The sequence below is a fragment of the Rhizobium mulingense genome (genome assembly GCF_029194105.1).
In the GTDB taxonomy this organism is placed as follows: domain Bacteria; phylum Pseudomonadota; class Alphaproteobacteria; order Rhizobiales; family Rhizobiaceae; genus Rhizobium; species Rhizobium mulingense.
Genome location: NZ_JARFVE010000006.1, coordinates 31,862 through 44,904 on the forward strand (window position 1 = coordinate 31,862; position 13,043 = coordinate 44,904).

Consider the following 13,043-nt stretch of genomic DNA (forward strand, 5'->3'; position numbering starts at 1 on the left):
TCTGTCATGCAGCCAGTCTCGTTTCCGTATCGTGACAGGGGTGTCATCCGGAGATGAGCTTCCTGTATATTGTGGTGATGGTGGCTGCAAACACTAAATATAGTATTAACAGCTTATTATCGCCAGTCCCGATGTCACTTTTTTTGGAGGCTGAAAACCGCACAGAAATCCTGTCGGGCCTGAACCGTTTTTCGGTGCAGCACCTGATTCCGCGTCCTATTTTCAAAAGGGAACCGGGCTCGTTACCTCCGGTCCTGTCGCCGCCGCAACATCAGGGACAGTAAAGTTTGAAACAGCTGATTCCGTCAAGGGCTGGGCTTTAATTGATTGCTAACCACAACATCTTGTGGATGCACCTGTGGAGATTGGGGAAAGCCGGGGAACGCTGAAATTACAATGGCTTGCGGGCGCTGCCGGCCAAGGAAAATGCCGGAACCACAAAAAAGCGTCCTGCGGCAAATCTTGTGATGGCATTTCCGGCGCAAATGCGCATGGCGATTCGCCGGAAATATCGGGGCTGTCGAACTGCTCCGGCGACGCTGCCGGCGCGCTCCGAAAGGGGGGCGGTCAGCGCGCCCCCTTGGCGATCGGCTCCTGATAGGTGAAGCCCATATCCCAGGGGAAATAGATCCAGGTATCCTGGCTCACCTCGGTGATGAAGGTGTCGACGGTCGGCACGCCCTTCGGCTTGGCATAGACGCAGGCGAAATGGGCCTTCGGCAGCATGGTGCGCACCTGTGCGGCGGTCTTGCCGGTATCGGTGAGGTCGTCGACGACCAGCACGCCTTCGCCGCCGTTTTCCGCAAGCTCGGGCGCAATTCCCTTGAGCAGCACCATGTCACCCTGGTTGGCATAGTCATGATAGGACGCGATGCAGACGGTTTCGATCAGGCGGATGTTCAGTTCGCGCGAGATGATCGCGGCCGGAACGAGGCCGCCGCGGGTGATGCAGACGATCGCCTTGAACGTCTGATCAAGGCCGGCAAGCCGCCAGGCAAGGGCGCGCGCATCGCGGTGGAACTGATCCCAGGAAACGGGAAAGGCTTTATCGGGAAGGGACATGGGGCTGCTCCGCGGCATGATAGAGATGACACGCCGTTTGCCGGCGACCGGACGGGCTTGCGGCGGCGATCGGCAAAACAAGAAATCGCGCGAGCCGGAACTGCGCGAGATCGGCCGAGGCTCGAAGCCCTCATCGGTCGCCGCAATTAGCGGGATTTGCCGGTAAAACGCAAGAGCGCCCAACTATTCCGGCAAGAGGATCAACGCGACAGAAGCGTCAGCGCCGTCATCGATTGCAGCAGGGTCCTCGTCGTGCCGCCGAAGATCATCTGCCAGAGCCAGGAGTGGGTATAGGCGCCCATGACGAGGAGATCGATGCTGTCGTCGGAAAGCCGGTTCTCAATGACATGCGAGGTGTTCTTATCAATGCTTCGAGCCGTCGAAAGCGTCGTCTTCACGCCGTGGCGGGCAAGTGTCGCGGCGATCTCGGCGCCTGGGATCATCGATGATTGCGGCGCCATCTCCGCCGGATCAACTGAAAAGATCTCCACGGCCTCGGCCGCCTTCAGGAACGGCAGCGCGTCGAAGGTTGCGCGCGCCGCCTCCTTCGAACCGTTCCAGGCGATCAGTACACGTTTGATCGGCTTCGGCTGACGGATGATATAGGGGATCATCAGCACCGGCCGGCCGGTTTCGAAGAGGAAACTGTCGAGATCGACATGGCTGTCGGATGGGTTGGCCGGATCGGCTTGTGACGCAATCAAAAGATCGACGCTGCGCGCGCTATCGATCAGCGGCGCCGAGCCGTAGCCGGTCGATGTGGCAAAGCTGCGCCATTCGGAGGAGGCGCCGGCGGCCTGCGCCTTGGCGCGGAATATGCCCTCGACGGCGGTCGTTTCGCCATGCGCCATGTCTTGCAGCGCCTGCACGGCGACGGGATCGGGAATTTCCATCGGCGCCACCAGCGGCACGGCGGAGACGTTTTCGGCGTGCAGTCCGATCACATGAGCGCCGTTTTCGGCGGCAATGGCAAAGGCGAAGTCGGCAACCGCGGCGCTATTGTCTCTCGTATCGAGAATGGCGAGAATGGTTTTGTAAGACATATCAATTCTCCTTGCGCTGAAATGGCGGGCGCGAGGGAAGGAAAGCACCGGTCCTCTCTCCTGTTCCTTGACCGATATCAAGGAGGGCCAGTTCCCGTACTGTCCTCAAGCCTCGGCGGAATGGTTCTCAGTGACCTCCTTTTTCCGGCGGATGGCGTCGATCATCGCATGCACCTCGGCGCCGGCCGCGTCGATTGCCGCCTGCGCGCGGCCGCGCACGACGATCTCGGTCGAGAATTTCTGGCCGATATAACGCGGGTAGGAACCGATGCTGGTGTCCGGATGGGCTTTCTGGATGGCGGCGAGCGGCGTGCCGATATCGCCTTCTCCGTAAGGGCAGGCGATAGCGAGCGACAGCACCGGCGTGCCGGTTCGAAGCGTCGGCAACACATTGTCGACCATCGCCTGAAAAACCTGCGGCACGCCGGCCATGACATAGACATTGCCGATGATGAAGCCCGGCGCGGTCGAGACAGGATTGGCGATATGGGCCGCCCCGCGGGGCATGCGCGCCATGCGCTGGCGCGCCTCGGTGAATTCCATTTCGCGGCGGCGATACATCTCGGCCAGCAGCGTCATGGCCTCCTCGTCATGCTCGCAGGGCAGGCCGAACGCCTTGGCGATCGCATCGGCGGTGATGTCGTCATGCGTCGGCCCGATGCCACCAGAGGTGAAAACGTAATCATATCGGACGCGAAGCGCGTTCAGCGCCTCGACGATCGCCTCCTCGTCGTCGGCGACGATGCGCACCTCCTTGAGATCGATGCCGGAAAGCGTAAGGAGCTCGGCGAGATGACCGATATTCTTGTCCTTGGTGCGACCGGAAAGCAGTTCGTCGCCGATTGCGAGCATGGCGGCGGTGACGACGGTGTCATGGCTCATAGGGTGTTCCGTGATGTGAGGCTGGTCAATAGGTAGCGCCCTTCGGCCGCTTTGCAAACACTCAAGCATGATGCGGAAATGTGAGCGGCACGGTCGCCTCACAGATGTGCAATGTCTGGGGCTTGGCGGTCGCCCTCGCGAAGGAATGGTATTTGGGAAGCTTGCCTTGTTCGTGCGATAAGAAGCCTGATATAGGCGATTGCGCGTGGCATCCGTTGAGTCGCGCGCATGCATGGATTGAAAAGCAGGCCGCTTGCCGAAATTGGTAGACGGAAGGCACTTAAAATGCCTCGGGCTACGCCCGTGCGGGTTCGATTCCCGCAGCGGCCACCAATGCCAATTGCATAGCACAGGTTGAGGTCGAGCGCTCTCCCAATCGTCAACCGCGCCGCTTGCAATGAGGAGCGTGTCGTTTGCGACATAATTCACAGCGTTTCCCGGGTTGCAGCCAGTTGGTTTACAAGCTATCGCGATTTTCAAGATGACAAAGCTGTTGGATCGACGTGCAGACCTCCCATACTTTTGAGTATTTCGCTATGTTCAGGCAGTCCGCCGTCCAGATATCCGTTTTCGGTCAAACGGTTCGTGGGTTCGCATCCATGCTGCCGGCGAAGTGGGGCGCTGCATCAGGTGGGAGGAGCGCCAGGCCATGACCGTCCTTGCCGCCTGGCTTGTCGTGGCAGCGATTTTGCTGTTCGGCCTGATCTTTCATCGCACCCTTGCGCTTCAGGTGAACCGCGGCCTCAATCCACCTGTTCGTGACGGCACGGACCTACTCTTAAGCGGCATCTTGCCGGGAATTGCGCTCGTCGGTGGTTTGGCAACCGTTCTTGGGGCGATACATCTGTTGCGCGTGGAGGTCGTGCTGCCACTCGCCGCCCTTCTCATGATCTGGCGCCGGAATGACCTACTGGGTATTCTCGCCGATTTGCGCGGTTTGGCGGTGGCGGGCGTGCGGGTGACCGCTAAGGGCGATCCGTTTCCTCTCCTGGCGGCCCTGGCATTTATCGGCTTGGCCTGCGTCATATCAGTTACCGCTCTTTTCCCCGCGGCATCAGCCGACGTGTGGGCTTTTCAAATTCCGCTCGCACAAAGCATCGTTTCCCACGGCGGGTTTGTGACGCCGCAGGTGGACAGCAACTTTTACGGAAACATACCCCTTTTCTTCAATGTGCTTTTCGCTTGCACATTGCTGTTCATCGATCATTGGCTGGCGGCGGGTCTGCTCAACGCGGCGATCTTCCTCGGATTCCTGCTGTTGCTAGTAAGCTGCGCGCACCGCTGGCGGGCGGCCGGATCATTGCTGGTCTGCTTCCTGATTGCCTTCCAGCCCTTTTTTACACCGGGGGCTGCAGTTCCTCTCACGGACCTTCCAAGATCGTGTTTTTCGGTCGCCGCCGTCCTTTATCTTTGGCGGTACCTCGAAACCTTACGGCCTTCGGAGCTTGTCTCCTGTGCTCTCGTCCTGGGCGGGGCCGTCGGTGGCAAATACACGGAACTTCAAATGGTTGGGTTGATCGGCTTGGCGCTCTTGCCTTCGATCTGCCGCGGAAAGCTGCCATTGCCACTTTTCCTGACATGCGTTGTCGCCTTTTTGTCCCTAGCCGGCTATTGGTACGCCAAAAATCTCATCGTGCTCGGCAACCCCATCTACCCTTTCATGTTCGGACATCCCGGGCTTTCGGATCAATGGATGGCGGACTATACGCTTGAGCTCGGACGCGCTTTCGATCCGGCAAATCGGGTTTTTGTCACCGATCTGACAACCCGCCAGGGCTGGCACGATTTTTTCTTCATCATGCATGATTGGTTTCTGGATCGCAGGCCCTATGCGATCGTCGCACTCATCCTCATCATCGGCGGCTTAATCGCGTCCCCGAGACGGATATTCATGCTTGTTGCAACGACTGCCGCGATGTTCATCATGTGGTATGTCGTCATGTTCAACCATATCCGATGGGCGACGCCGGCTTATTTGCTTTATTTTTCGACTGCTTATATCGGCGCGAGCCTGATCGCGGAGAAAATTGCCGTGAGCAAAACCGCTCAGCCGGGCGGGTTTGTGTTCGATATGTCCGCACGTCTGCTGGCAGGAAACAAGGCTGTCAGCAGCTATTTGTTTGCGTTTGGAGTGGCGGGCGTCACTCTCGTGGTATTCTGCCTTCCTGCCATCAAATTCGTTTACCGCCCCAGCGGCCAGCCCTATTCCTGGATGGAGCAGGGGGTGATGGATGTCCTGGTCGGCCGGCAGGGGCTCGATGATTTTCTCGGCGCCCAGCGCGAAGGCTATGTCATCTACCGCTATGTCGCGGCAAATGATTTGAGGACCGTTTTCCAGCCATTCGATACGGGTAGCACTCTGTACGCGGCCGCCTACACCGGAGGACGGGATAAGGGATGGTTGTTGCCGCCTTATATATTTCCTGGATCCGAAGGCGACGTGGATGCTTTTATCACACGCAACAACATTCGTTATTTCATCCGGGTAACCGAAAAAAAGGAATTATTGGCTGACCGCATTGGCGGGCCCAAGTTCGTGTTGGCGGAGGAAACTATCTCCCGAATGCTGCCGAAGTCGACTTTGTTGCTGAAAGACGGATTTGGATGGGAATTGTATCGGTTCGACGGGTTCTCCGCGCAATAATGGCGGCCACACCAGCTGCAATCGATTTACCGCATCCGCATCAGCCCATTAGGCCTTCCATCCACGGCGTAGATGCGCCTCTTGCTCGTGTACATCGCCCAGAATTCCGTTGAACATGCATGTATATTGTGCATAGAGGCGAGTTATCGCTTGACAAGTGCATTTTGGGTGCAAGCATTGCGCCGCGACAGTTGAGTAAGTGTTGTCTTGTGGGAGTAAGGCGATGGTTTACGATTGGAGTGGGACTAAGGTTCGGCGCATCCGGATATTCAAGGCCGGTGTTGCGCTTGTTCTGGGAACTGCGATGGCCGCAATCCCGCTGTTCTTGTGGGCGGTGCAACTGGCCGATTTCTAGAGTGTCCTTAGCGCGTCGGAGAGGACGCGTTAAGGACACTCTGTCACTTCCGAACCGCACAGATTCCGAATTGGACTTTCGGCCTGACCGGTGGTCTGTTCCCTGTAATCGTCAGCGTTCTGTGAGCGGAACGGGGCGCGGCGCCCTGGTTTCACGCCACCTGTTGATTACCCAACCGGCCAGCAGCCCGAGGGTCGCTCCCATCGCCTTGACGCCGGCGTCATGCAGACGCGGATGGCGGGTCGGCGTGAAGTACTGCAGATATTCGATGGCAACCGCCCCTGTAATCAGCAGCACGGCCACCAGTTTCCACTGTCTGGGATAGGCGACCGCGAATGCGAGGCCGAGGAGAACATAGGCGCCGCCACGATCCGTATCGACGGTCGTTACCGTATGCGGTCTCAGCCCGATCGGCGAAACCGTGACAAAGAGAATCAAGGCGAGCAGCAGCCAGGCAATCGGTTTTGCGAATTTGAAGATCATCATCGCTCCATATAAGTGGCAGGCCTTTGCATTGACAGTTAAAATCAGTTCATCTGCCGCCGAAACGCTTCCCGAGGCCGGAACCGGCATCAAGAGATGAGCGGCTCGGTCAGCGAACCGGAAATGGCCGCAGCCGGCTTTCTTTTTCCGGCCGGCCTGTGCCATAGCGGCGGCGGTTAATCTTTAGGAATGGACCACGCCCGTGACAAGACTTGAAGTCGAAAGCGCCGAAGCGGCAATGCGCAGCCTTTTCCCGGCGACGCCACTGCAGCTCAATGACCATCTCTCCGCCCGCTACGGCGCCGATATCTGGCTGAAGCGCGAGGATCTGTCGCCGGTGCGCTCCTACAAGATCCGCGGCGCCTTCAATTTCTTCCGCAAGGCGATCGGGCAGGGTGCTTCAGGCAAGACCTTCGTCTGCGCCTCGGCCGGCAATCACGCCCAAGGCTTCGCCTATGTCTGCCGCCATTTCGGCGTACCGGGCGTCGTCTTCATGCCGGTGACGACACCGCAGCAGAAGATCGACAAGACTCGCATGTTCGGCGCCGAATTCATCACCATCCGGCTGTTCGGCGATTTCTTCGACCAGTGCTACCAGGCCGCGCGTGACCATGTCGAGGCGATCGGCGGCGTCATGGTGCCGCCCTTCGATCACGCCGATATCATCGAGGGGCAGGCGACCGTCGCCGCTGAAATCCTGCAACAGTTGCCTGATGGAACGTTGCCTGACATGGTCGTGCTGCCGGTCGGCGGCGGCGGCCTTGCCGCCGGCATTACCGGTCATCTCGAAGGCATCGTGCCGAAATCGGCCTTCGTCTTTGCCGAGCCCGCCGGTGCGCCGAGCCTCAGGCGCAGCATCGAGGCGGGTCAAGTGACGACGCTTGCCAAGGTCGACAACTTCGTCGACGGCGCCGCCGTCGCCCGCATCGGCGACCTGAATTTCGCCGCTCTGCGCGATTTCCCGGCAAGCCAAGTGCATCTGATGCCGGAGAACGCCATCTGCGTCACCATTCAGGAGATGCTGAATGTCGAGGGCGTCGTGCTGGAGCCAGCCGGCGCCCTGTCGTTGACGGCGATCGCCGCGATGGATCCCGATGCGATCCGCGGCAAGACCGTCGTCGCCATCGTCTCCGGCGGCAATTTCGATTTCGAGCGCCTGCCTGACGTAAAGGAAAGAGCCATGCGTTACGCAGGGCTGAAGAAATACTTCATCCTCAGGCTTGCCCAGCGCCCGGGCGCGCTCAGGGATTTCCTCAATCTGCTCGGTCCCGACGACGATATCGCCCGCTTCGAATATCTGAAGAAATCGGCGCGCAATTTCGGCTCGATCCTGATCGGCATAGAAACCAAGGCACCGGAGAATTTCGCCCGGCTGATCGCAAATTTCGAAGCCGCCGGCATGGGTTACGAGGATATTACCGAAAACGAGATCCTCGCCAGTCTGATCATTTGACTTGGCGAGCGCGATACCGCCGTGTTAGAGACGGATCATGGCTTCGTTCCTTTCAAATCTCTTTTCGATGTTCTCCGGCGGCAAGGCCGCTTCGGAGGCAGGCCCCTCCGGTGAGCCGCAGCTTTACGGCGATTGCACGATCTATGCGGAGCCACGCAAGGAAGGCAGCCAATACCGTCTGGCCGGCCGCATCGAAAAGAAAGTCGGCGACGAGGTGCTGGTGCGCAATTTCATCCGCGCCGATCTCTTCTCCTCCTCCGACGACGCGATCGAGTGCACAGTGCGCAAGGCGCACCAGATCATCGACCAGCATGGCCCGTCGCTCTTTGGCGACGGCGAAAAGATTCGCCAGGTCTGAAGCCGCGATCGTTCCGACCCGGGGCGCCGAACAGAAATTCCTTGCTTTTCATTCGTATGACTTGGCGTTCATCCGAAATATAAGAAGGCGCTCACGCAATCTTAAAGGATTGCGGTGAAAGCTATGGCCTGCAGGATTGCAGGGCGCCCTCGTGTGTGACTTTTTCGGACGATCGATCAAAGGATCCGCAGCCGCGATCGCCGCGTCGGCGCGACGCCGGCCTGTAGCCGAGGTGTCGTAATGGAGGCGCTGAACCTCGTTCTCTTCGTCGTCGAAGCCGTGGCCTATTTCGTGCTGATGGTGACGCTTCTGCACTTCCGCCATCGGCTCGGTCTCGGGGTGTTCCTGACGGCGCTCGGCGTCATGCATTTCATGGAGACCTATCTGGCCGCGGTCTTTTACGTCTCGCTGCCGTTCGGGGATGTGTCGCCGGGTTCATCCGTCTTCTTCTCCGGCAAGCTGATGATGATCCTGATGTTATACCTGTGGGAGGATGCCGCCACGGTGCGGCAGCCGATCTACGGCCTCTTCCTCGGCAACCTGCTGACAGTCGGCATCGCCTGGGTGCTGCAACTGCACCAGCCGCTGCAGCTGTCGTCAAACCATACGCCCGACATCGATTTTCTGAAGGAGATGGGCTGGCTGATGGTTTGGGGCACGGCGCTGCTCTATGTCGATTCGCTCGGCATCATCCTGCTCTACGAAAAACTCGGCGATTTCTTCCGCAGGCGCGTCGTGTTGCGTTTCATGATCTCGGGCTTCGTGCTGCTGACCTTCGACCAAGTCGGCTTCTTCGCCGCGCTGCATTTTTTCCTCGATGTGCCGATCGCCGTGTTCTGGGGAGGCTGGAAGGCGAAGATGCTTTCCGTCTGCCTCTATGGGGCAATGTTTGCGATCTATGAATATCGGATCCGCCGCCTTGGCGCCGACGCCGCCGCGCGCTCCATCAGAGACGTCTTCGGCGACCTGACATTCCGCGAACGCTATAACGACCTTCTGGAGCGCACCGGCCGGGATATGCTGACTGGCGTCTATGACCGAACGCGCATGGAGCTCGAGGCGCCGCTGATGCTGCGTGAGGCATTGAGGCAGGGGCTGTTTGCCACCGTTCTCATTATCGACGCCGATCACTTCAAGGATGTCAATGATGGCTACGGTCATCTCCAGGGTGACGCGGTGCTGAAATCGATCGCCGCCCGGCTCGGCACGACGCTGCGCTCCAGCGACCGCATCTTCCGCTTCGGCGGCGAGGAATTCGTCGCCGTCTGCCCCGGCACAAGCCATGAGGAAGGGCTGCTGCTAAGTGAGCGTCTGCGCTGGACGATCGAGACCAGCGTCAAGACCCCGGATGAAAAGCCCGTGACGGTCAGCATCGGCGTTGCGACGGCCGACGAGGACGGTGCCAGTTTTACGACGGTGCTCGCAGCCGCCGATGGCAGGCTTTACGAGGCAAAGAAGAGCGGCCGCAACCGCGTCGTCGGCCGCTCATCATCTTGGAACCCAGTTAGCCCTCCGGTTCGATCAGGCGGTGCGGAAGATCTTGGCGCCTGAAGGCGCGCTTGTCATGCCGCCATCGACGGTGATCTCGATACCGGTGACGTTGGATGCGTCATCGGAGGCGAGATAGAGCGCGGCTTTGGCAATTTCGTCCGCTTCGCTCATGCGCCCGAGTGGGCTCATGCCGCCGATACGGGCTTCGAGCGCCGACATCGCGTCTTCCGTCTGGGCCATCGGCGACCAGATCGGCGTCTTCGTGCCGCCGGGCGTCACCTGGTTAACGCGGATGCTGCGCGGTGCGAGCTCGGACGCCATATTGCGCGTCATCGCCCGGACCGCGGCTTTAGTCGCCGCATAGGCCGTCCAGCCGGGAGCGCCGAGCACGGCATGCACCGAGCCATTGAGGATGACCGAGGCGCCGTCGTTAAGATGCGGCAGGGCCGCCTGCACGGTGAAGAAAACGGCCGTGAGATTGGTGCTGATGATCCGATTGAACTGTTCCGGCGACGTGTCAGCCAGCGGTGTCGCGCCGCCGATGCCCGCATTGGCAAAGACGATGTCAAATCTGCCGACCTTTGCGGCGGCTTCCGCAAAAGCCTTTTCGGTGGCGGCTGCATCGGTGACGTCGAGGTTGAGCGCCACGACGCCAGCCCCCAGGACCTTTTCGGCGGCAGCGAGCGTTTCCGGATTGCGGCCGGTGATCACGACCTTGGCGCCCTCATCGATGAAGGCCTTGGCGGTCGCAAGACCAATGCCGCTATTGCCACCAGTGATCACGGCGACCTTATTTCTTAGACGCATGATTCATGCTCCTCTTGGAAATGAAAACGATCTAGATTATGATCGCTATCTATAAGGATTATGATTGTAATCCACATTAGTCAAGAGGCACCTATGGGGCGTTCGCAGCTGGAAAAACAGAAGACGCATGAGAAGATCGTGGAGACCGCGTCAAGGCGGCTGCGCGAAGCGGGACTCGACGGTATCAGCGTTGCCGACCTGATGAAGGAGGCCGGGCTGACCGTCGGCGGTTTCTACAAGCACTTCGCATCCCGTGACGATCTGGTCGCCGAGGCGATCCAGTCGGCTTTCGATTCATGGGGAAGCAAATTGGAGGCCGAGGGGATCAATCCGGCGGAGATGACGGCTGCCGATATCGCCGAGCGTTATATCAGCACCTATCACCGCGACAATCCCGGCGAGGGCTGCCCTTTTGCTGCGCTGACCTCCGATATATCGCGCAGCGGCCAGAAGGCGCGAGCGATCGCGACGGAAGGACTCCGGCGCAATTTCGCGGGATTGGGGAGCAAAGCCGCAGGAGCGGATGAAGGGGAAAGGCGGCGCAAGGCGATCATGGCCTTCGCGATGATGGCAGGCGGCATCGGCCTCGCCAGGATTTCCTCAGACGAGGCTCTGTCGGCCGAAATCCTCGAGACGATCCGCGATTTTGTTGGCGCCATCGACAAATGACAGATGGCCGGCGAAGGGCCGGCCGTTGCATTACACCTTAGGGTTTGAGAGCCGATCAGGCGGCCAGCGCGATTTCCTGGACACGCGACTTGGCCGCGTCAACGGCCTTTTCCGCGGCTTCGGGGCCGAAGGCGAGGCCTTCGACATAGATGGTCTCGATGTCTGTGATGCCGAGGAAGCCGAGGACAGACTTCAGGTAGGGCACGGCATGGTTCAGGGGAGCGGCCGGACCCTGCGAGTAAACGCCACCCGAGGCGAGAACGACATAAACCTTCTTGCCGGTGACGAGACCGACGGGGCCGCTTTCCGTGTACTTGAACGTCACGCCGGCGCGGGCGATGTTGTCGATCCAGGTCTTCAGCGACGAATAGATGTTGAAGTTGATCAGGCCGGTGCTGATGACGATCGTGTCGGCGGCAAACAATTCGGCCACGAGTTCGTCGGAGATTTTAACCGCGGCGACCTCTTCGGCACTACGGGCTTCCGCCGGCTTGCGGATCGCGCCGGTAAAGAGGTCATCGATATGCGGCAGCGGGTTTGCGGCGAGGTCGCGGCGAACGACGACGCTGCCAGGCTTCTGGTTCTTCAGCTTTTCGGCGAGATCGACGGCGATCGGGGTCGAGAGCGAGTCGGCACGCGGGCTGGACGTCAGAAGAAGGATGGACGACATGCTGCATTTCCTTTCGAATTGAATTGGACGGCTCGTTGCTGGGAGGTGAGCCGCGGTTTCGAAGAGGAAAATAAGACTGGCCCGCTATCGAAAAAACGGTGATAATGTCGATCCAAATTATCGATGGAATGGATGGAAGATGCTTCCGAACCCGACTTTAGACCAGTTGCAGGTGTTTTTGACCGTAGCCGAAACCGGCAGCTTTTCGGCCGCATCGCGGGCGCTGAACCGAGCGCAGTCGGTCGTCAGCTATACGATCGCCAATCTGGAGGCGCAGCTGGAAATGCCACTTTTCGAGCGTTCCGGCGCACGCCAGCCGAAGCTGACGGAGGCCGGCAAGGCGATGCTCGAGGATGCGCGTCGCATTCTCGGCGACCTGCAGGTCATGCGGGCGCGGGTCAAGAGCCTGAGGGAGGGCCTCGAAGCCGAGGTTTCTGTTGCCATCAGCGTCATGGTGCCTTCCCGCGCGGTAGTGGATGTGCTGCACGAATTCCGCGAAAGATACCCGACCGTTTCGTTAAACCTCAATGTCGGTGAACTCGGAATGGTCATGGATCTCGTTCTGAGCGGCAAGGTGACGATCGGCATTGGCGGCGCGGTCCTCAAGCCGGACGATTCGATTGTCACGGAACGGATCGGCCATTCCTTCATGCTGCCTGTCGCCGCGCCCAACCACCCGCTTGCCGCGATCGGCCGGCCGCTCACGCTCGGCGACGTGCGCGAGGAAGTGCAACTCGTCGTCACCGACGCGTCAGGCCGGACAAAGGGGCGGGATTTCAACGTTCTGTCCTACAAGACGTGGCGCATCAGTGATATTGCGACAAAGCACCAGCTCATTAAGGCTGGGCTTGGCTGGGGCGGTCTTCCGGCGTCCATCATACATGACGATCTGCGCAGCGGCGAGCTCATCCATCTCGACCTGGAGGCCTATGAACAGGGTGAGTATGCCATCTATTCGATGCGCCAGCTCGCCAACCCACCCGGACCGGCCGCCAGTTGGATGATCGACGCCTTCCGCACACGGCTTTCCTATTGCCCGAACCAGGCCGATTTTCATGCTGAGATGGCTGAACTGCGTGACACCACGCAGCCGCTCGCGGCCGAATAACGAGGGCGCGGAGCCGCG

At 59.7% G+C, this 13,043-nt stretch carries 12 protein-coding genes and 1 tRNA gene; 7 read left to right on the top strand and 6 right to left on the bottom strand.

Features of this window, described 5'->3' with window-relative positions; translation table 11 throughout:
* Nucleotides 1-567 precede the first annotated feature (567 nt).
* From gpt to PYR71_RS15095, 3 genes are all read right to left on the bottom strand, one after another.
* Nucleotides 568-1,062 (bottom strand): xanthine phosphoribosyltransferase, encoded by a 495-nt coding sequence (gene gpt / locus PYR71_RS15085; protein WP_183596633.1) that lies wholly within the window; start codon nt 1,060-1,062, stop codon nt 568-570.
* 200 nt (nt 1,063-1,262) lie between these two features.
* Nucleotides 1,263-2,105: a universal stress protein gene (locus PYR71_RS15090; protein WP_275619927.1), complete on the bottom strand. Its 843-nt coding sequence runs from the start codon at nt 2,103-2,105 to the stop codon at nt 1,263-1,265.
* A gap of 105 nt (nt 2,106-2,210) precedes the next feature.
* Nucleotides 2,211-2,987, bottom strand: a complete 777-nt coding sequence (locus PYR71_RS15095; protein ID WP_275619928.1) for a competence/damage-inducible protein A — start codon at nt 2,985-2,987, stop codon at nt 2,211-2,213.
* Between the two features lie 247 nt (nt 2,988-3,234).
* Between PYR71_RS15095 and PYR71_RS15100 the strand changes: the two genes are divergently transcribed.
* Together PYR71_RS15100 and PYR71_RS15105 are read left to right on the top strand one after the other, a co-directional pair.
* Nucleotides 3,235-3,320, top strand: a tRNA-Leu gene (locus PYR71_RS15100).
* Between the two features lie 316 nt (nt 3,321-3,636).
* Nucleotides 3,637-5,631, top strand: a complete 1,995-nt coding sequence (locus PYR71_RS15105; protein ID WP_275619929.1) for a hypothetical protein — start codon at nt 3,637-3,639, stop codon at nt 5,629-5,631.
* A gap of 466 nt (nt 5,632-6,097) precedes the next feature.
* On the opposite strand, the gene PYR71_RS15110 is transcribed toward PYR71_RS15105, so the two are convergent.
* Nucleotides 6,098-6,472, bottom strand: coding sequence for a VanZ family protein (locus tag PYR71_RS15110; protein WP_275619930.1), 375 nt, complete (start codon nt 6,470-6,472; stop codon nt 6,098-6,100).
* A 199-nt stretch (nt 6,473-6,671) separates the two neighbouring features.
* Here PYR71_RS15110 and ilvA point away from each other — a divergent pair, with 199 nt between their 5' ends.
* The 3 genes from ilvA (at nt 6,672) to PYR71_RS15125 (ending at nt 9,831) form a co-directional block, all read left to right on the top strand.
* Nucleotides 6,672-7,922 (top strand): threonine ammonia-lyase, encoded by a 1,251-nt coding sequence (ilvA, locus tag PYR71_RS15115; RefSeq protein WP_275619931.1) that lies wholly within the window; start codon nt 6,672-6,674, stop codon nt 7,920-7,922.
* A gap of 37 nt (nt 7,923-7,959) precedes the next feature.
* A complete protein-coding gene (locus PYR71_RS15120; RefSeq protein ID WP_275619932.1) occupies nt 7,960-8,280 on the top strand; it encodes an HlyU family transcriptional regulator in 321 nt (106 codons plus the stop codon).
* Between the two features lie 240 nt (nt 8,281-8,520).
* Nucleotides 8,521-9,831: a GGDEF domain-containing protein gene (locus tag PYR71_RS15125; protein WP_275619933.1), complete on the top strand. Its 1,311-nt coding sequence runs from the start codon at nt 8,521-8,523 to the stop codon at nt 9,829-9,831.
* Here the strand turns inward: PYR71_RS15125 and PYR71_RS15130 are convergent.
* The gene (locus PYR71_RS15130) at nt 9,802-10,578 is read right to left on the bottom strand and encodes a glucose 1-dehydrogenase (RefSeq protein WP_275619934.1); all 777 of its coding nucleotides are present in this window, start codon (nt 10,576-10,578) and stop codon (nt 9,802-9,804) included. The two genes, PYR71_RS15125 and PYR71_RS15130, sit on opposite strands and share 30 nt — an antisense overlap.
* A gap of 93 nt (nt 10,579-10,671) precedes the next feature.
* On the opposite strand from PYR71_RS15130, the gene PYR71_RS15135 reads away from it, so the two are divergent.
* Nucleotides 10,672-11,247: a TetR/AcrR family transcriptional regulator gene (locus PYR71_RS15135; protein ID WP_183916195.1), complete on the top strand. Its 576-nt coding sequence runs from the start codon at nt 10,672-10,674 to the stop codon at nt 11,245-11,247.
* A gap of 55 nt (nt 11,248-11,302) precedes the next feature.
* Here PYR71_RS15135 and PYR71_RS15140 read toward each other — a convergent pair whose 3' ends face one another.
* The gene (locus PYR71_RS15140) at nt 11,303-11,917 is read right to left on the bottom strand and encodes an FMN-dependent NADH-azoreductase (protein WP_275619935.1); all 615 of its coding nucleotides are present in this window, start codon (nt 11,915-11,917) and stop codon (nt 11,303-11,305) included.
* Between the two features lie 139 nt (nt 11,918-12,056).
* Here PYR71_RS15140 and PYR71_RS15145 point away from each other — a divergent pair, with 139 nt between their 5' ends.
* The gene (locus PYR71_RS15145; RefSeq protein WP_183916191.1) at nt 12,057-13,025 is read left to right on the top strand and encodes a LysR family transcriptional regulator; all 969 of its coding nucleotides are present in this window, start codon (nt 12,057-12,059) and stop codon (nt 13,023-13,025) included.
* Nucleotides 13,026-13,043 lie beyond the last annotated feature (18 nt).